The sequence below is a fragment of the Micromonospora sp. NPDC005197 genome, assembly GCF_040608295.1.
Taxonomy (GTDB): Bacteria; Actinomycetota; Actinomycetes; order Mycobacteriales; family Micromonosporaceae; genus Micromonospora.
In genome coordinates this window covers 45,468-64,556 of sequence record NZ_JBEXHY010000024.1, presented here as the reverse complement: position 1 = coordinate 64,556, position 19,089 = coordinate 45,468, and the positions used below count along the sequence as shown (strand labels likewise).

Here is a 19,089-nt window from a genome sequence, read left to right as displayed (position 1 = left end):
CTCGTGGGGCAGCTCTACAGGGCCAGGGAGTGGCAGGTGGCGCATCGTCGCCGCCCCAGTCCCGGCAGCTCTACGAAGGCCCGGAGTAGGAGGGGCAGACCAAACGTCGCCGCCGCCCCACTCGTGGGGCAGCTCTACAGGGCCAGGGAGTGGCAGGTGGCGCATCGTCGCCGCCTCAGCCCGGGGCAGCTCTACGAAGGCCCTGGAGGTGGAGGGGCAGATGGCGCATCGTCGCCGTCCAATCCCGAGGCAGGCCAGCTCTCCGGAGGGCCGGGGAGTAGGAGGGGCGGATGGCGCGTCGTCGCTGCCCCATTCGTGGGGCAGCTCTACAGGGGCCGGGGAGGGCAGTCGAGGTCAGCTCGACCTGAGCACATCGCCGATCCAGCCATAAAAAGTCAGTCTTGACTGTTTGTTTCGGAGGCCGCAGGCTGTTGCCGTGTCCGCCGCATCGACGTCTGCCGCCGCGACGTCCGCCGCCGCGACGTCCGCTGCCTCGACGTCCGCCGGCGCGACGCGCGTGCCCCAGCAGGAGCGCAGTCGCGCCACCCAGGCCCGCCTGCTGGAGGCGACCGTCGACTGCCTCATCGATCATGGCTGGTCCGGCACCACGACCACCGTCGTGGCGGCGCGAGCAGGTGTCTCGCGGGGCGCGCAGCTGCACCACTACCCGACGAAGGCCGCGCTGGTCACGGCCGCCGTCGCCCATCTGGCCGAGCGCCGGGCCAACGAGCTGCGCACCGAGGCCGAGGCGTTGCCGGCCGGCCCGCAGCGGCTGGACCGGGTGATCGACCTGCTCGGGGTGGCCTTCACCGGGCCGCTCTTCGTCGCCGCGCTCGAACTGTGGGTGGCCGCCCGCACCGACCCGGAGCTCCGCGACGCCCTGGTCCCGTTGGAGGCGACGGTCGGCCGGGAGATGCACCGGCTCACCGTCGCCCTGCTCGGGGTCGACGAGCGTCGTCCCGGCGTCCGCGAAGCCGTGCAGGCCACCCTCGACCTGCTGCGCGGGCTCGGGGTGGCCAACCTGCTCAGCGACGACTCGGCCCGCCGTGCCGCCCTGCTCGTCACCTGGAAACGCCAGCTCGCCACCCTCCTCACGCCCTGACCCCGGCCACACCGGCCCAGCACCGACCGGAGGCACCATGGTCGACCTCAGTGACCTGCTCGCGGATCTGGCCGACGAGTCCGCTGACCTGGACGCGCTGGTGGCGCCGCTGCCGGCAGCCGACTGGGCCCGCCCGACCCCGGCGGCCGGCTGGAGCATCGGGCACCAGATCGCCCACCTCGCCTGGACCGACCACGTGGCGCTGCTGGCCGCCACCGATACCGAGGCGTTCTACGCGACGGTGACCGGCGCTCCGGACGTGACGCGGCTGGTGGACGCGGGTGCCGATGCATTCCTCGCCCCGCCCGTCGACTTGCTCGCCCGCTGGCGCGCCGGGCGGGCGGCACTCGCCGACGCCCTGGCCGCCGTCCCGGCCGGCGAGAAGCTGCCCTGGTACGGCACCCGGATGTCGGCCACCTCGATGGCGACGGCCCGGATGATGGAGACCTGGGCACACGGCGAGGACGTGGCCGACGCCGTCGGTGTCGTCCGCCCCGACAGCGACCGGCTCCGGCACGTGGCGCACCTGGGCGTGCGTACTCTCGGGCACGGCTTCGCCGCCCACGGCCGGCCGGCACCGGCGGCGCCGGTCCGGGTCGAGCTGGTCGGGCCCGGCGGTGACATGTGGACCTGGGGTCCGGCGGACGCCGCCGACCGGCTGAGCGGCCCGGCCCGGGACTTCTGCCTCCTGGTCACCCAACGCCGCCACCGCGCGGACCTCGCCCTGGTGGCCACCGGCCCGATCGCCGACGAGTGGCTCGACGTGGCGCAGGCCTTCGCCGGGCCGCCGGGGGCCGGCCGGGCACCGGCCAGCGAAAACGGAGTACGGGCGTGATCCGCATCGGCAACGCCTCCGGCTTCTACGGCGACCGGTTTACCGCCTGGCGGGAGATGCTCGACGGCGGCGAACTGGACGTGCTGACCGGTGACTACCTGGCCGAGCTGACCATGCTGATCCTCGGTCGGGACCGGCTGCGCGACCCCGACCTCGGCTACGCGAAGACGTTCCTGCGCCAGCTGGAGACGTGCCTGGGCACAGCCCTCGACCGGGGGGTGCGGATCGTGACCAACGCCGGCGGGTTGAATCCGGCCGGCCTGGCCGCCGCCATCGAGGCGCTCGCCGGCCGTCTGGGCCTGTCGGCCCAGGTGGGGTACGTCGAGGGCGACGCGCTCCAGCGGCCCGACGCGCTCACCGCGAACGCCTACCTGGGCGCGTTCGGGATCGCCGCCTGCCTCGACGCCGGTGCCAACGTGGTGGTCACCGGCCGGGTCACCGACGCGTCATTGGTGGTCGGCCCGGCCATCGCCCGATACGGGTGGGGCCGCGACGACCTCGACGAGCTGGCCGGGGCGACCGTCGCCGGGCACCTCCTGGAGTGCGGGGCGCAGGTCACCGGCGGCAACTTCAGCTTCTTCACCGAACTGCCCGACGGCGGGCACCGCCCCGGCTTCCCGATCGCCGAGGTGCACTCCGACGGCTCATCCGTGGTCACCAAGCATCCGGGCACCGGCGGCGCGGTCACCGTGGAGACCGTCACCGCCCAGCTGCTCTACGAGATCGGCGGGCCGGCCTACCTGGGGCCGGACGTGGTCACCCGGCTGGATTCCGTGACGCTGCGCCCCGACGGGCCGGACCGGGTCCGGGTCTCCGGCGTCCGGGGCACCCCGCCCCCGGCAACGCTCAAGGTGGGCGTCAACAACCTCGGCGGCTTCCGGAACTCGATGACGTTCGTCCTCTGTGGGCTGGACATCGAGGCGAAGGCGGCCCTGGTACGGGGGCAGATCGAGGAGGCGGTGGGCAAGGACGGGCTGGAAGTCACGCTTGCCCGCACCGACCACCCGGACGCCGCCGACACCGAGGCGGCCAGCGCCCTGCTGCACGTACACCTGCGCGACAGTGACAAGGCGCGGGCCGGGCGGGCCTTCTCGGCCGCCGCGGTGGAGCTGGCGCTGGCCTCCTACCCGGGCTGCACGCTGACCACCCTCCCGGGCGACGCGACACCGTACGGCGTCTTCACCGCCGACACCGTGCCGCAGGACGAGGTCGCGCACGTCGCGGTCCTGCCCGGCGGTGAGCGGGTGCCGATCGCCCCGCCGTTCCGCACCGTCCCCACCGCGGACGACGAGACCGTACCGGGCGGCGACGCGGCGGTTGACGGCCCGACCCGGCGCGGGGCGCTCGGCGAGCTGGTCGGCGCGCGCTCGGGCGACAAGGGCGGTGACGCCAACCTCGGTGTCTGGGCCCGAAGCGACGCCGGGTACGCGTGGCTGCGCGCCTGGTTGACCGTCGAGCGGCTGGCCGAGCTGCTGCCGGAGACGGCGTCGCTGTCGGTGCGGCGCTACGAGCTGCCGAACCTGCGCGCGGTCAATTTCGTGATCGAGGGCCTGCTCGGGGCCGGGGTCGCCGCGTCCACCCGGTTCGATCCGCAGGCCAAGGCGCTCGGTGAGCTGCTGCGCGCCCGGATCGTCGACCTGCCCGCCGATGTGCCGACGGGGGTGGCGCGATGAGCATCGTGGACACCCCCGAACGGCGGCAGCTGCGCGAGTTGACCCGGGCCTTCGTGACCCGGGAGGTGCTGCCGCACCTGGACGACTGGGAGCGGGCCGGCGAGGTCCCCCGGGCCCTGCACGCGACCGCCGCGAAGCTCGGCCTGCTCGGCATCGGCTTTCCCGAGTCGGTGGGCGGCAGCGGCGGTGACCTGCTCGACTCGATCATCGTGACGGAGGAGCTGATCCGCTCGGGCGGCTCGTCCGGTCTGGTAGCGGCCCTGTTCACGCACGGCATCGCGTTGCCGCACATGGTCGCCGCGGCCGGCGCCCGCACCGGCGGGTCGCTGGGCGGCCGGCTCGGCGGCAGCCCGTCGCCCGCCGACGACGGCCTCATCGAGCGGTACGTCCGGCCGACCCTGGCCGGCACGATGATCGGCGCGCTGGCGATCACCGAGCCGGACGGCGGCTCCGACGTGGCCGGCATCCGCACCACCGCCCGCCGCGACGGCGACCACTACGTGGTGAACGGGTCGAAGACGTACATCACCAGCGGGCACCGGGCCGACTTCGTGACCACCGCGGTGTGCACCGATTTCCCCGGCAGCGGTGAACTGACCCTGCTCGTCATCGACAAGGGGTCGCCCGGGTTCACGGTGGGGCGCCGACTGGAGAAGCTGGGCTGGCACTGCTCGGACACGGCCGAGCTGTCCTTCGTCGACGTGCGGGTGCCGGTGGCCAACCGGATCGGCGCGGAGAACACCGGCTTCCTGGCGATCATGCAGCACTTCGCCGCCGAGCGACTGTCGCTGGCGACCCAGGCTTACGCGACCGCGCAGCGCTGCGTCGAGCTGGCGGTGCGCTGGTGCCGGGACCGGGAGACCTTCGGGCGTCCGCTGGCCAGCCGGCAGCTGGTCCGGCACCGGCTGGCCGAGATGCACACCCGCGCCGAGGCGGCCCGGTCGTACGTGCACGAGGTGGCCATCCGGGTGGCTCGACCACTCCAGCTCGGCGCGTCTGACGCCGCGCCGCGACCTGGAGCAGTCGCCGGCGAGCCGGTGGTGACCGAGGTGGCGATGGCCAAGAACGTCGCGGTGGCCGCCTGTGACCAGGTCGTCGACCAGGCGTTGCAACTGCACGGTGGCTTCGGCTACCTGCGTGACGCCGAGGTGGAGCGGCACTACCGCGATGCCCGGATCCTCGGCATCGGCGGCGGCACCACCGAGATCATGAACGAGATCATCGCGAAGGGCATGGGCCTATGACGATCCTGGACAGCGCGATCGATCCGGCCGCACCGGGGCACGTGGCGAACCGGGCGGCGTTGCTGGAGCGACTGGCCGAGCTGGACGCCGCGCTGGACCAGGCCCGGGCGGGCGGCGGCGAGAAGTACGTGTCCCGGCACCACAAGCGCGGCAAGCTGCTCCCCCGGGAGCGGATCGAGCTGCTGGTGGACGCCGACAGCCCGTTTCTGGAGCTGTCGCCGGTCGCCGCGTACGGCACGGATTTCCCGGTCGGGGCCAGCGTGGTCACGGGTATCGGCGTGGTCGAGGGCGTCGAGTGCCTGATCGTCGCCAACGACCCGACGGTACGCGGCGGCGCGGTCAACCCGTGGTCGCTCGCGAAGACCCGGCGGGCCGGTGAGATCGCCCTGGCCAACCGGCTGCCGATGGTCAATCTGGTCGAGTCGGCCGGGGCGGACCTGCCCACCCAGGCGGAGATCTTCATCCCGGGTGGCCGGGTGTTCCGGGACCTGACGCGGCTCTCGGCCGCGGGCATCCCCACGGTCAGCGTGGTCTTCGGCAACGCCACGGCCGGTGGCGCGTACGTGCCGGGGATGTCCGACCACGTGATCATGATTCGGGACCGGTCGCAGGTCTACCTGGCCGGGCCGCCGCTGGTGAAGATGGCGACCGGCGAGGTCACCGACGACGAGTCGCTGGGTGGCGCGGCGATGCACGCCGGCACGTCCGGGCTCGCCGACTACCTGGCCGCCGACGAGCGCGACGGCATCCGGCTGGCCCGGCAGTGCGTCCGCCGGCTCAACTGGCGCAAGCAGGGCCCGTCGCCGCGCACGGCCGTGCCGCAGCCGCCGAAGTACGACCCGGAGGAGCTGCTCGGCATCGTCAGCTCCGATCTGAAGGTGCCGTTCGACCCGCGCGAGGTGCTGGCCCGGATCCTGGACGGCAGCGACTTCGACGAGTTCAAGCCGGCGTACGGGGACGCGCTGGTCACCGGCTGGGGCGAGCTGCACGGGTATCCCGTGGGGGTGCTGGCGAACGCCCGGGGGGTGCTGTTCAGCGCGGAGGCGCAGAAGGCGGCCCAGTTCATCCAGCTCGCGAATGCCTCGGACACCCCGCTGATCTTCCTGCAGAACACCACCGGCTACATGGTCGGCACCGAGTACGAGCAGCGCGGCATCATCAAGCACGGCGCATTGATGATCAACGCGGTGTCGAACTCGACGGTGCCGCACCTGACGGTGAACCTGGGCGCCTCGTACGGGGCCGGCAACTACGGCATGTGCGGGCGGGCGTACGAGCCGAGGTTCCTGTTCACCTGGCCGAACGCCAAGTCGGCGGTGATGGGCCCGGCGCAGCTCGCCGGGGTGCTCTCCATCGTGGCCCGGCAGGCCGCCGCCGCCCGGGGGCGCTCATTCGACGAGGAGTCCGACGCGGCGATGCGGATGATGGTCGAGCAGCAGATCGAGTCGCAGTCCGGCGCGCTCTTCCTCTCCGGCCGGCTCTACGACGACGGGGTGATCGACCCCCGGGACACCCGCACCGTGCTGGGGCTCTGCCTCTCGGCGATCCACAACGGACCGGTGAAGGGCGCCGACGGTTTCGGCGTCTTCCGGATGTAGAGGGGCCACTCATGATCAACAGACTGCTCGTGGCCAACCGGGGCGAGATCGCCCGCCGGGTCTTCGCCACCTGCCGCGCGATGGGTGTGCAGACCGTCGCCGTGCACTCCGACGCGGACGCCGACGCGCCGTTCGTCGCCGAGGCCGACCAGGCGGTGCGGCTGCCCGGAAACACGCCGGCCGAGACGTACCTGCGGGTGAACCTGATCCTGGACGCGGCCCGGCGCAGCGGCGCGGACGCCGTCCACCCCGGCTACGGCTTCCTCGCCGAGAACGCCGAATTCGCGGCGGCGGTGACCGACGCCGGGCTGACCTGGGTCGGGCCGCCGGCCAAGGTGATCGCCGCGATGGGCGACAAGCTGGCGGCGAAGGCGCTGCTCGCCGACGCGGGTGTGCCGATGCTGCCGAGCTGGACCGACGCCGACGAGGTCACGGGCTTCCCGGTGCTGGTGAAGGCGTCCGCGGGTGGTGGCGGGCGGGGCATGCGGATCGTCCGGGCCGCCGCCGAGCTGCCCGAGGCCGTGGCCTCCGCGCGCCGCGAGGCGGCTGCAGCGTTCGGCGACGGCACGGTCTTCATCGAGCGGTACGTCGAGCGCGGCCGGCACGTGGAAGTGCAGATCTTCGGCGACACCCACGGGACGGTGGCCGCCCTCGGTGTCCGGGAGTGCTCGATCCAGCGCCGGCACCAGAAGATCATCGAGGAGGCGCCCGGGGATCTCCCGCCGGGGCTGCGGGAGCGGCTGCACGAGACCGCCGTGGCTGCCGGACGGGCTGTCGACTACGTGGGGGCCGGCACGGTCGAGTTCCTGCTGGCGCCGACCGGCGAATTCTTCTTCCTCGAAATGAACACCCGGCTCCAGGTGGAGCACCCGGTCACCGAGTTGATCACCCCGGTCGGGCTGGACCTGGTCCGGATGCAGTTGTTGGTGGCCGAGGGCGCCCCGCTGCCCGAGCACCACCACTACCCCGCCACGCGCGGCTACGCGATCGAGGTACGGCTCTGCGCCGAGGAGCCGGCGCAGGGCTGGCGGCCCGCCACCGGCACCCTGCACCGCTTCGACGTGCCCGGCGTGGACCGCGAGTTCGGCTGGATCCAGCGGGCGGGCCTGCGGCTCGACTCCGGCGTCGTGGCGGGCTCGGTGGTGGGTGTGCACTACGACTCGCTGCTCGCCAAGCTGATCGCGGTGGCGCCGACCAGGTCGGAGGCGGCCCGCGCGCTGGCGGGCGGGCTGGCGCGGGCCGAGCTGCACGGGGTGGCGACCAACCGCGATCTGCTGGTTCGGGTGCTGCGCAGCCCGGAGTTCGCGGCCGGCGAGATCGACACCGGATTCCTGGACCGGCACCCGGAGGTCTTCGCGCCGCTGCTCCCCGCCGACCGACTCCCGGTCGCCGCGCTCGCGGCGGCGCTGGCCGGTGCCGCGCAGCGTCGGACGGACGCGCCCGTCCTCGCCGGACTTCCCTCGGGCTGGCGCAACGTGCCCGCGGTCCCCCAGACCACCCGCTTCGTCGGGTCGAACGGCGACAAGATCGAGATCCGCTACCGCCTGGACCGGACCGGCGCGCTCGCCGACTGGTCCAGCACATTGCCAGCCGATGACTCCGCCGAGCGGCCGAAGGTCAGCGACGCCTCCGGATCGGCGAACGCGCCGACCGTGGCGCTGGTCGAGGCGACCCCCGACCGGGTGGTGCTCGACGTCGACGGGGTTCGGCAGGCGTACCGCGTACACCGGGTGGGGTCGGAGGTCTTCGTGGACGGCCCGGACGGGGCGGCGAGCCTCGTCGAGCTGCCGCGTCTCCCGCTGCCCACGGCGGCGGTGGCGGCCGGGTCGCTGCTCGCGCCGCTGCCCGGCGCGGTGACCCGGGTGCACGTCCAGGTCGGCCAGCGGGTCACGGCCGGCGATCCACTGCTCACGCTGGAAGCGATGAAGCTGGAACATCCCGTGCTGGCCCCGACCGACGGCGTGGTCACCGAGCTGCCGGTGCCGGCCGGCGGTCAGGTGCGCACCGGCACCGTCCTGGCCGTCATCGACGGCTCCCCCGCAAGCGGCGACCTGGAGCCGTCGAACCCCGAGGAGGACCCCCGATGACCTTCGACCTCACCCCCGAGCAGGACCAGCTGCGCGACGCCGTGCGGGCGCTGGGCCGCCGGTACGGCCACGGCTACTTCGTCGAGAAGGCGAAGGCCGGTGAGCACACCACCGAGTTGTGGGCCGAGGCCGGACGGCTCGGCTATCTGGGAGTCAACATCCCCACCGAGTACGGCGGCGGGGGCGGCGGCATCACCGAGCTGGCCATCGTCTGCGAGGAGCTGGCGGCGGCCGGCTGCCCGCTGCTGCTGCTCGTGGTCTCCCCCGCCATCGCGGCCACCGTCATCAACCGGCACGGCACCGAGGAGCAGCGCAAGCGGCACCTACCCGGCCTCGCCGACGGCTCGCAGAAGATCGTCTTCGCGATCACCGAGCCGGAGGCCGGCTCCAACTTCCACCGGCTCGGCACGGTGGCCCGCCGCGACGGCGACGACTGGCTGCTCAACGGCCGCAAGTGCTACATCTCCGGGGTCGACGAGGCCGGGCACGTCCTGGTGGTGGCCCGGACCGAGGATTCCTCCACCGGCAAGTTGAAGCCCGCGCTGTTCCTGGTGCCGACCGACGCGGCCGGGCTGACCCGGTCCAAGCTGGACATGGAGATCGTCTCTCCGGAGAACCAGTTCCTGCTCTACCTCGACGACGTGCGGGTGCCCGCCGACGCGCTGGTCGGCGAATCCCTGGACGCCGGCCTGCCCGCGCTCTTCGCCGGGCTCAACCCGGAGCGGATCACGGTCGCCGCGATGGGCGCCGGCACCGGCCGGTACGCCATCGAGCGGGCCAGCGAGTACACCGCCACCCGCAAGGTGTGGGGTGGCCGGAGCATCGGCTCGCACCAGGGGGTGTCGCATCCGCTCGCCCACGCGGCGGTGCAGGTGGAGCTGGCCCGGCTGATGATCCAGAAGGCCGCCACCCTGTACGACGCCGGCCGTGACCTGGAGGCCGGGGTGTCCGGCAACATGGCCAAGTACGCGGCCGGGGAGGCCGCCGCGCTCGCCGTGGACACCGCCGTGCAGGCCCTCGGCGGGGCGGGCATGACCACCGAGTACGGGGTGGCCACCCTGCTCGGCGCGGTCCGGGCCGGCCGGATCGCCCCGGTCAGCCGGGAGATGATCCTGAACTTCGTCGCCCAACACGTCCTCGGTCAGGAGAAGTCCTACTGAGCAGCGGTCAGCCGGGGGCGCGGCAGGCGGCGTCGATGCGGTGCACCGGGCGGACGCGGCGGCCCATCCCCTCCAGCAGCGAATCCTCGATGTGGAAGTCGTGGATCCGCAGCCGGTGCCGGGGCAGCTCCTCCTCGCTCGGGCAGAGCACCTGCGCGCGGACGAGGCCCACCGGCACGTACCGGACTCCACCCCGTTCCTGCAGGATCACCATGTTGACGTCGTCGGTGGTCACCACGTGCCCCCGTACGTCTTCGGTCGGGCCGTTCTCGGCGCCCACAGTGGTGACGGTGAGCGGGAGCACCGGTGTGCTGATCACCGGCAGCGCGGCCCAGACCAGCATGGCCAGCACTGCCACCTCGGTCAGCGACGCCAGCGGTCGGATCACCACGCCGGGTAGCGGCCCGGCGATGAAGAGCGCCAACACCGGCGGCACCACGAGAAGTGCCAGCACCAGCAGCTCACCCTGCCCGCCCGCGTCCCGCAGCGTCGGCAGCAGCAGCCAGCCGTACCCGGCGAAGAGCGCGACGATCGCCGACAACCGGGGTACGACCCAGTCGTGCAGCCGGTCCGGACGGAGCTGGAACGCGGCGGCGAACGCCGGCAGCAGCAGCGGCAGGTAGAGCAGCGGCCAGGTGAGCAGGGCGAGCAGGAAGCTCGCCAGCACCACCCAGGCCGGGGTGAGGTCCGCCCAGCGCGCGAAGAGCGGGCGGCGACGGGTGCCGGGCGGCAGTCGTTCCACGCTCACGGCCAGCACCGCGCCGAGCGCGAAGACGGCGACCAGCCCGGTGGAGAGCAGCCGGGCCGCGGTGGTCAGGAACCCGGCGAGCAGGTTGACCGGACCGACGTTGGCGACCAGCAGCAGCGTGGTCTGCAGTTCCCCACCCGCCTCCACACCGAGCCGGAGCACCGAGAAGATCGCCGGCACGCCCACGACCGCCGTCCAGAACGACTGGCTGGCCCGCGCCCGCCGCTCCGCCGGTTCCCACCGCACCGGCACCTGCTCGACGTCGGCGACCGGCACGGCGGGTTCGGCCCGCGGCACCCCGGTCGGCCACCCAACGGCGTCCACCTCGACGTGGTCGGTCGGCACGGAAGGCCGGGGCGGCGGCACCCCGCCGCCGGCGCTCGCGTCACCGGTGGCGGTCGGCACCGTGCTCACCGCCGGGGCGCCTTGTCGTCGAAGTCGACCAGCTTCGGAACCTCAAGTGGTTGCGGCTGAGTCTTCTCGACGCGCAGCCACGGGCCCAGGGTCCGGTTGTACGCCGTCAGCCACGGGCTGGCCTGCCCGTTGCGGCCCTGCTGGTAGCTCTTCTGCAGGAAGAAGGCGACCAGGTCACGCAGCGCCGGATCGCCGATCGGCACGCCGATGCCCAACAGCTCGCTCGTGCCGAAGGGCAGGTCGACGATCTCGAACTCCTTCGGGTACGTGGCCAGGAAGCCCGCGAGGATCGTCTCGTCCGAGCTGACCACGTCGTACCGGCCGGCGCGGATGCCTGTCACGCAATCCCAGACGTCCTTCACCACCAGCGCCTTGACCTGGCGCTTCTCCAGCTCGCCCTCCGTGGTGGAACCGCCGGTGGTGCAGACCTTGTAGGCCGGGTCGCGCAGGTCCTCAATGGTGCGGATCTTGTCCTTCAGCCGGACCGGCACCAGCACCTCCTGGGTGGTGACGAAGTACGGCCCGGCGAAGCTGACCAGCTTCTTGCGCTCCTCGGTCATCGAGAAGCTGGACACCACCAGGTCGACGGTGCCGCCCTGCAGATACGGGATCCGGTCCTCGGTGGCCGCCGACACGAACTCCAACTGCTGGTCGCCCTCGTAACCGAGGGAGGCGGCGATGTACCTACCGATCTCGACGTCGAAGCCGACGTGCTGGCCGTTGCGGAGGTCGCCCATCAACGGCTCGTTGGTGGCGACACCGATGCGCAGCTTCGACTGCCCGTAGATGTGCGACTCGCGCAGCTTCTCCTGCACCGATGGCAGGTCCGGCTCCTTGCGGCTGTCGCAGCCGGCGGCGGCGGAGAGGGTGAGGGTCAGGGCAACCGCCAGCGTCGTCGCGACCGAGCGGAGCCGGGACTGGGAACTGTGGACGTTCATGGGCGACCTCGCTGACGGAGCAGCCTGCGGAACACCGAGAGTAGCGAGCTGGGTCCACTGCGTGTGCACGCCGACCGGTCGGGTCGGCTGGTCCGTTCGATCAACGCCGATCGGCGCGGCGGATCGCGTCTCCGGTTGACAGCGGGCCCGGTCAGGACATGCTGGAGGGGTGAATCGACTGTCCAGGATCGATGCGCGGATGGTGGCGGCGGTCGCGGCGCCCGGTGCCGTCGCGCTGCTGGCCCTGCTGGTCGTTCTGCGCCGGCAGGACCTTCTCGGTGTCGTTCTCGCACTGCTCTGCGTGCTGCTGGCCATGGTCACCGCGGTCGCCGTGTCCGCCGCCCGCCAGCGCGCCGAACCAGAGCCGGCGGACCAACCGCACGCCACCGCGCCGCCGGAGTTGATGCCGTACGGGATCGACGCGGACACGCTCGACGCCCTGGACAGCCGGGACGCGTTGCGTGCGGTGCGTGACCGGGGACGGGCGCGCGGCGGGTTCAGCGACCGGTGAGCGTGGGCGCGGTGAGCGCGTCGACGCCCCGCCCCGCCAGGCACCGGTAGATCCGGTCGACGTTGCCGTCCACCGGCGGCAACACCTCCAGGTGCCAGCCGACCGGCTCGGCGATCTTCGTGGTCAGTCGGAACGTCGTGGCGCTGCACACCTGCCGTACCGGCTCGGCGGCGATCACCTCGTCGTAGGCCGCGCCGACGAGCGGCACCGGCAGGATGCCCTCGGCGTACGTCTCCCAGGTGTGCCGGCCGTCGCAGGGGACCCGGGCCGCCTCGGCGCGGGCGCCGCGGATGCGCACCGGGCCGAAGCACTCCAGCTCGGGGAGGCAGCGGGCACCGCTGGGCAGCGCGGTCGGTGCCCCGGCGCCGGACGCGCAGCCGGGCAGCGGCCCGGTCGCCGGTGCCGCGACCTGGGTCACCGACGGTGACGGGTCGGGCGGCGAACCACTGCTCGCCAGCCAGGCCCCGGTGGTGGCCGAGGCGGCGAGCGCCAGCACTCCGGCGCCGCCGAGGAACCAGCGCCGCCGCCAGCGCCGGCCGCCGGGGACGCTGGGGCGGGAGTCCTCGACCGGGGGGCGCGGCACTGGCTGACCGGTGCCGTACAGGCCGGACCGGCTCGGGCCACCACTGACCGGAGAGCCACTGACCGGGGCACCGCTGACCGGGGAGCCGCTGGTCGGGACGCCGCTCACCGGGGCGGCCGGCGAGCCGAACGGCAGGTTGGCGAGCAGGTCGTGCAGTTCGAGGGCGGACGGTCGCTCGGCCGGGTCGTTGGCCATGCCGAGGCGCAGCACGTCGATGAGCTCGTCCGGTACGCCCGGGAGGCCGGGTAGTGGCTGGTTGAACATCTCCAGCACGGTCACCAGGCTGGGGTTGTGCTCGGACTGCCAGCGGGGCGGCCGGCCGTGCATCACCGCGTAGAGGGTGGCGCAGAGCGCGTACACGTCGACGGCCGGCGACGGCGGGCTGTGGCTGAACATCTCCGGCGGCGCGTACGCCGGGGTGAGCACCTCCAGGGTGACCGAGGCGTCGCGCGCCTCGGCCAGCACGGCCAGCCCGAAGTCGGCCAGCACCGCCGAGTTGAAGTGCGAGTAGAGGATGTTCGCGGGCTTCACGTCCCGGTGCAGCACCCCGGCCCCGTGCGAGTGCGCCAACGCATCCGCGATCTTGATGCCGAGATCGCGGGCCTCCACCGGGCCGAGCGGCGAGCTGCGCATCCGCTCGGCGTACGACCCGTCACAGAGTTCCATGATCAGGTATGGGTGCTGGTCGACGGTGACGCCGACGTCGAAGAGGTCCACCACGTGCGGGTGCGACGACATCCGCCCGGCGGCCCGCGCCTCGCGCAGGAAACGGGCCTGGTCGCGCTCGCTGTCCAGCGTGCGGTTCTCGACCTTGACGGCGACCTCTCGGCCGACCGAGATCTGGGTGGCCTGGTAGACAGTGGCGTAGCCGCCTCGGGCAAAGACCCGCAAATCAGTCAGACCGGGCACGATCGGCACCGGCAAGCCACCGGTCGGGGTGTCGGTCACCGCTCGAAAATACCCAACCCGGCCGGCGGCTCAGCGCGCCGCGTCCGCCGGAGCGGCACCGGCCGCGCCCGGCGCCTCTCCGGCGCCTCCCGGCACGTCGACATCGGCCGACGTGGAGGCGGCGGGAGCGGCAGGGGCGGGAGACACGGCAGCGGTGTCGGCAGCGGTGTCGGCGGCGGCCGGCGTGCCCCGGCGAGCGTCCATCCGCAATCCGACCGCGGTGGCCGCCGCGCCCAACCCCTCCCAGGCGGCCACGCCGAAGAACCGGTCCGGGGCGATGTCGGCCAGCACGGCGATGCTGAACACGGTGAAGGTGACCAGCCGGAAGACCACCGTGAACCGGTAGAACGCCCGCCACTCGGTGACCGTCGCGAGCAGGTAGTAGACGCCCATGTTGAACGACGCCATCGAGGACGCCAGCAGGAACGTGCCGGTGTAGTCGCCGGCGCCACGCGTCGCCGGCACCTCGAACCCGAGCAGGCGCAGCTGCGCCTCCGGCCAGAGCAACCCGACCGCGCCCATCACCAGCGCCAGTACGCCGAAGACCGCGATGGTCCACCCCGCGACGGAACGCGGCAGCTTCATGAGGGCCTCCCCAGGCACGGCGACGGTCGCCACTGTGGACCACCGCACGGTGGTGACACGCTAGCCCCTCACCCCGACCACCACATCCCCAGAACCGCCAAAACCGCCCCACCCCACCCCCACCCCACCCGCCACCCACCGCGGCGATCATGAAGTTATTGCCACCGATATCGGCGTGTCGGCGCAATAACTTCGTGATCAACGGGCGGGAGACCCCGGGCGGGGGAGGGGTTAGGGGAGGGTCAGGCGGGTTTGGAGGGCTTTGGCTGCTGCTCGTTCGCTGCGTTGTTCGGTGGTGTACGCGAGGCGGACCGCCTCGTCGGCGCAGGACCGCGCCTCCGCCGCGTGGCCGCAGGCCGCCAGCGCCTCGGCGAGCACGCTCGCCGCGATCACCTGACTGCGCACGTCCTCGGCGGGCGCGGTGACCGCCCGTCGGGCCCAGTCCAGCGCCTGCTCCCGCTGACCGTGGGCGAGCAGCGCCGACGCGTACCGGGCCATGGTCTGGCGGCGGGAGAAGAGCAGGGAGGGCGCGTTGGCGGCAGCCGTCGCCACCGGGGCGAGCAGCCCGACCGCCGTCGCCGGGTCACCGGCGGCCAGTCGGGCGGTGGCCAGCAGCACCCGGGGCGCGACCTGCGCCGGCGCCTGCGGGTTGTGCGGTTCGACGGCCGTCAGCACCGCTCGGGCGGCCTGCTCGGCGGTCTCGTGGTCGCCCATGTCCAGCGCCACGAAGCCGCGCAGCGTGCCGGCCATTCCGGTGAGCAGCGGGTGTGAGGTCTGGTCGGCGTACGCCAGGGCGTCGGTGAGCAGGTCGGCCGCGTGCTCCGGCTCGCCCAGCCCACGGGCCACGACGGCCCGGACGACCAGCGCGAACCCGCGCCCCCAGTCGTCGGACGCGGCGGCGAACTCGCGGTACGCCCGGCGGGCCTCCCGGTCCGCCTCGGCCAGCTCGCCCAACTCGGCGGTGGCGAACGCCGCGACCGCGCGCAGCGTGCCCACCGCCCACGCCTCGCCGACCCGCTCGCCGAAGGGCAGGAAGACCTGCGCCATCCGGCACGCCTCCCGCAGCCGACCGGCGAGCAGCCGGGCGAACGCGGTGGTGCCCCGCAGCCAGGCCCGCCCGTACGGGTCCTTCAGTTCGGCGAAGAGCCGGGCGGCCCGGCCGAGGACGGCATCGGTGCCGGCGAAGTCACCCCGGGTCGTGGTCACCCAGGCCAGGTTCTGCAGCGACCAGGCCTGCCCACGCCGATCCTGTGCGCTGAGGCTGACCTGGTAGGCGGCAGCCAACCGGCTGCTCGCCTGGCTGAGCCGACCGGCCACGAAGTCGCCCATGCCGAGCCGACGCATGGCGGACGCGCGCAGCGTGGGCAGCCCGCCGGCCGTGGCCACCTGCAACGCCTCCTGCCAGGCGGCCTCCGCCCGACCCTGGTCGCCGAGGGTCTGCTGGGCCTGCCCGGCGAGCAGCAGGGCGCTGGCACGGGTGGCTTCGTCCCCCGCGTTGGCGGCGATCTTCTCGGCGAAGGCGAGCGCGTCGGCGACCCGGCCGATCTGCAGCAGCGCACGGGCGTGCACCACCCGGTCGGTCGCCGGTATCCCGTCGCGGGCCAGCTCGCTGGCGCGTTCGGCGTACTCGACGGCGAGCGCGGGCTCCCCGGCGGACAGCGACCGGCGGGCGGCCCGGCCGAGCGCGGCGACCCCGAGCGGGACCACGGCGCGGGCCGGCGCGTCCGGTCGCAGTTTCACCGCGTCGGCGAGCGTGGCGGCCCGCTGGACGTGCATGGCGACGAAGTCGTCGCGTGCCTCCTCGGTGAAGCCGCCCACCCCGCCGGTCGTGACCCCGTCGACGGGCGCCGCCCAGCGGGCCAGCGCGGCGTGCCGCTCGGCCAGTTCCGCCTTGCTCACCCCGGCGTACGCGGCCTCTCGCATGAGCGGGGTGGCGAACGCGTAGCCGGCGCGGGTGCGGTGCAGCATGCGGCGTTGCAGCAGCTCCTCGACGGCCCGGTCGAACTCCACGGCGACCACCGCCGAGGGCCTCCCGTCGCGGCCGGCTCGCTGCTCGCGCAGCGCCTCCAGCGCGCCGGTCGGCACGGTGTCACCGACCACCGCCGCGTCCCGCAGGACGGAACGGGCGTCCGGTGGCAGCGCGTCGATCCGGGCGGCCAGGACGGCCGCGAGGTCCCGGGAGAGCAGCCGGCTGCCCAGGGAACCGGGTACGAGGCGCCAGCCGGCCGGCGTGCTCGGGTCACGGTCACCGGACGCGGGCCGCTCGGCGGTCAGCGCGCCGCGTTCGATCAGCAGGGTGACCAGCTCCGCGAGGTAGAACGGGTTGCCCTGGGCGGTGGCGAGCAGTCGGTCCGCGTCGGCCGGTGGCAGCTTCCCGCCGCCGAGGTAGCTGGTGAGCAGCCGGGCGGCGTCGGCGCCCCGCAGCGGCGGCAGGGAGTGCACCTCGGCGTCCGCGACGCGGGTCAGCGCACCGGCGGTGCGGACCAGCTCGGGGCGGCCGAGCAGCAGCACGAGCACCGGGCCGGTGAGTCGGGAGAGGGTCCCCCCGAGAGCGCGGATGGTCTCGGGGGTGGCGTCGTGCAGGTCGTCCACCACGATCACCAGGGGCGCCTCCGAGGCGAGCCCGCTGAGCAGGTCGGCGACGGCGTTCGGCACCGCCTCGGCATCGGCGGGCGAGGCGGTCGTGCTGCCCCACTCGCCGTTGTCGGTGCCGCCGTGCACGGGCAGTTCGGCGTACCCGAGCAGGGTGAGCAGTTGGTCGGTGGCGATCGCGGGCGTCTCGCCGGCGGAGCGGGCGAGCCGCTGACCGAGCCGCCGCAGCCGCTCCTCCACGGCCGGCCGGGTCAGCGCGGTTGCCGCGTCACCGGGCAGACCGACCGCGGCACGGACCAGGTCGGCCAACGGCGCGAGCCTGCGCCGCTCACCGAAGGCGGCGCACCGCACCGAGAGCACCCGGGCGCCGGTGTGCGCGGCGTACCGGCCGGCGCCCACGTCGTACCCGGCGGCGAGGCGCTCGACCTCGGCGGCGAACCGGGACTTGCCGATGCCCGCCTCGGCGGTCATCAGCAGCACCCGCGGGTCACCCTGGTCGATCACCTCGGCGAGTCGGCCGGCGACCCGGCCGATCTCGGTCTCCCGGCCCACGTAGGGCGCCTCGTCGCCGAGACCCGACCGGGTGCCCGGCGCGTCCAGCAGGCCCAGCAGCTCGTACGCCTCGACCGGCTCGCGCTTGCCCTTGAGCCGCAGCGGGCGCAGCGCCCGCCAGGAGGCGACGTGCCGGGTCGCGGCGGCGGTCCGTCCGCCGGCGTAGACCGCGCCGACCGCGGCGGCGTCGGCCAGCCGGGCTGCGGTGTTCACCGTGTCGCCGATGACCGTGTATTCGATGGCCGCCTGGATGCCGGCGATGACGTCGCCGGTGTTCAGGCCGACCCGGAGGCCGAGCGGCGCACCGCCGCCGCGCTCGTCGTCGAGCACCCGGCGCACGGCCCGCTGCATGGACAGGGCGGCCCGGACGGCCCGTTCGGCGTCGTCCTCGTGTGCCACCGGCGCTCCGAAGACCGCCATGATCCCGTCGCCGGTCAGCTTGTCGACGTGCCCGCCGAACGTCTTCACCGCCCCGGCGAGGGAGGCGAGCACCCGGTCGGTGACCGCTCCGACCCGCTCCGGGTCGAGGTCCTCCGACCAGGAGGTGAATTCGGAGAGGTCACCGAAGAGCACTGTGACGACCCGACGCTCGGCCGCCGGCAACGTGGCGGCGGCCGGCAGCGCGGCACCGCAGTTGTGGCAGAACCGTGCGCCGGGGACAGCGACAGTTCCGCACACCGGGCAGGTCACATGTGCTCCAACCCACTGACCCCCGGCGTGGATTCCCCGGTGTCGACGCCCAGATACTCCAACTGGGCACGGACCGACCATTCCGCGGCCCACCAGAGCGAGCGGTCCACGTCGGCGTAGACCGCCGCGACCACGTCCGCCGGTGTCCGCGCGCCGGCGGCGACCGCCGCCCGGACCTGGTCGAGGCGGGCCCGGCGGTGGGCAAGGTAGAAGGTGGCGGCGGCGGCGCAGTCGGCCAGCGCCGGGCCGTGCCCGGGCAGCGCCGGAATTCCGGTGTACGCGGACAGCAGCTCCAGGCTGCTCAGGTAGTCGCCGAGGTGCCCGTCGGGGTGGGCCACCACGGTGGTGCCGCGGCCGAGGATGGTGTCACCGGTGAGCACCGCCCGCTCGTCGCCGTGCTCGACGACGAAGCAGACCGAGTCGGCGGTGTGCCCCGGGGTGTCCAGCAGTCGGATGCCCAGGCCGAAGCCGCCCAGGTGCGCATCGGTCAGGGGCGTACCGCCGATGGTGTGCGCCGGGTCGACGGCGAGGACGTGCACCCCGCCGAGCAGTTCGCTGAGCCGGGCGGCGCCCTCGGTGTGGTCGGGGTGGCCATGCGTGATCAGGATCAGCGCGATCGGGCCGTGCGCGGCGATCGCCGCCAGGTGCCCCTCGTCGGCCGGCCCGGGGTCGACGACCACCGCCGGTTCACCCGGTGCCGCGCGCAGCAGCCAGGTGTTGGTGCCGTCGAGGGTCATCGGGCCGGGGTTCGGCGCGCGCAGCAGTGTCACCCAGCTCGGCAGCCTGTCGGCCAGCGCCGCAGTCGCCCCCGTCACGTGCCCGCTCATGG

13 protein-coding genes and 1 pseudogene are annotated in these 19,089 nt (G+C 73.7%); 8 read left to right on the top strand and 6 right to left on the bottom strand.

The features are described 5' to 3' along the window. The first annotated feature begins 517 nt into the window (after nt 1–517). Genes ABZU46_RS11770 through ABZU46_RS11740 form a run of 7 tightly spaced genes read left to right on the top strand, consistent with a single transcriptional unit; the run spans nt 518 to nt 9,699 of the window. Entirely contained in the window at nt 518–1,102 is a 585-nt protein-coding gene (locus ABZU46_RS11770) for a TetR/AcrR family transcriptional regulator (RefSeq protein ID WP_354856553.1), read from the top strand. Between the two features lie 37 nt (nt 1,103–1,139). Continuing rightward, complete coding sequence (locus ABZU46_RS11765; protein WP_354856547.1) at nt 1,140–1,937, top strand: TIGR03084 family metal-binding protein; 798 nt, start codon at nt 1,140–1,142, stop codon at nt 1,935–1,937. Beyond that, the gene (locus ABZU46_RS11760; RefSeq protein ID WP_354856546.1) at nt 1,934–3,610 is read left to right on the top strand and encodes an acyclic terpene utilization AtuA family protein; all 1,677 of its coding nucleotides are present in this window, start codon (nt 1,934–1,936) and stop codon (nt 3,608–3,610) included. The genes ABZU46_RS11765 and ABZU46_RS11760 overlap by 4 nt, the downstream gene beginning before the upstream one ends. Further along, on the top strand, nt 3,607–4,854 hold the full coding sequence (locus tag ABZU46_RS11755; protein ID WP_354856544.1) for an acyl-CoA dehydrogenase family protein: 1,248 nt from the start codon (nt 3,607–3,609) through the stop codon (nt 4,852–4,854). The genes ABZU46_RS11760 and ABZU46_RS11755 overlap by 4 nt, the downstream gene beginning before the upstream one ends. Further along, nucleotides 4,851–6,452: a carboxyl transferase domain-containing protein gene (locus ABZU46_RS11750; protein WP_354856542.1), complete on the top strand. Its 1,602-nt coding sequence runs from the start codon at nt 4,851–4,853 to the stop codon at nt 6,450–6,452. The genes ABZU46_RS11755 and ABZU46_RS11750 overlap by 4 nt, the downstream gene beginning before the upstream one ends. Before the next feature lie 11 nt (nt 6,453–6,463). Then, complete coding sequence (locus ABZU46_RS11745; RefSeq protein ID WP_354856539.1) at nt 6,464–8,539, top strand: biotin carboxylase N-terminal domain-containing protein; 2,076 nt, start codon at nt 6,464–6,466, stop codon at nt 8,537–8,539. Further along, a complete protein-coding gene (locus ABZU46_RS11740; protein WP_354856537.1) occupies nt 8,536–9,699 on the top strand; it encodes an acyl-CoA dehydrogenase in 1,164 nt (387 codons plus the stop codon). Before ABZU46_RS11745 ends, ABZU46_RS11740 begins: the two co-directional genes overlap by 4 nt. A gap of 7 nt (nt 9,700–9,706) precedes the next feature. Here ABZU46_RS11740 and ABZU46_RS11735 read toward each other — a convergent pair whose 3' ends face one another. Together ABZU46_RS11735 and ABZU46_RS11730 are read right to left on the bottom strand one after the other, a co-directional pair. Continuing rightward, nucleotides 9,707–10,861, bottom strand: a complete 1,155-nt coding sequence (locus ABZU46_RS11735; protein WP_354856535.1) for a hypothetical protein — start codon at nt 10,859–10,861, stop codon at nt 9,707–9,709. Then, nucleotides 10,858–11,799: a transporter substrate-binding domain-containing protein gene (locus ABZU46_RS11730; protein WP_354856532.1), complete on the bottom strand. Its 942-nt coding sequence runs from the start codon at nt 11,797–11,799 to the stop codon at nt 10,858–10,860. The genes ABZU46_RS11735 and ABZU46_RS11730 overlap by 4 nt, the downstream gene beginning before the upstream one ends. 169 nt (nt 11,800–11,968) lie before the next feature. Between ABZU46_RS11730 and ABZU46_RS11725 the strand changes: the two genes are divergently transcribed. After that, nucleotides 11,969–12,310, top strand: coding sequence for a hypothetical protein (locus tag ABZU46_RS11725; protein WP_354856530.1), 342 nt, complete (start codon nt 11,969–11,971; stop codon nt 12,308–12,310). On the opposite strand, the gene ABZU46_RS11720 is transcribed toward ABZU46_RS11725, so the two are convergent. The 4 genes and pseudogenes from ABZU46_RS11720 to ABZU46_RS11705 form a co-directional block, all read right to left on the bottom strand. Continuing rightward, complete coding sequence (locus ABZU46_RS11720; protein ID WP_354856528.1) at nt 12,297–13,841, bottom strand: serine/threonine-protein kinase; 1,545 nt, start codon at nt 13,839–13,841, stop codon at nt 12,297–12,299. The two genes, ABZU46_RS11725 and ABZU46_RS11720, sit on opposite strands and share 14 nt — an antisense overlap. Nucleotides 13,842–14,048: 207 nt before the next feature. Next, nucleotides 14,049–14,426: pseudogene (locus ABZU46_RS11715) on the bottom strand (hypothetical protein); the annotation flags it as partial. A 231-nt stretch (nt 14,427–14,657) separates the two neighbouring features. After that, nucleotides 14,658–18,260, bottom strand: coding sequence for an adenylate/guanylate cyclase domain-containing protein (locus ABZU46_RS11710; protein ID WP_354856526.1), 3,603 nt, complete (start codon nt 18,258–18,260; stop codon nt 14,658–14,660). Further along, nucleotides 18,257–19,087, bottom strand: a complete 831-nt coding sequence (locus ABZU46_RS11705) for an MBL fold metallo-hydrolase (RefSeq protein ID WP_354856524.1) — start codon at nt 19,085–19,087, stop codon at nt 18,257–18,259. The genes ABZU46_RS11710 and ABZU46_RS11705 overlap by 4 nt, the downstream gene beginning before the upstream one ends. Nucleotides 19,088–19,089 lie beyond the last annotated feature (2 nt).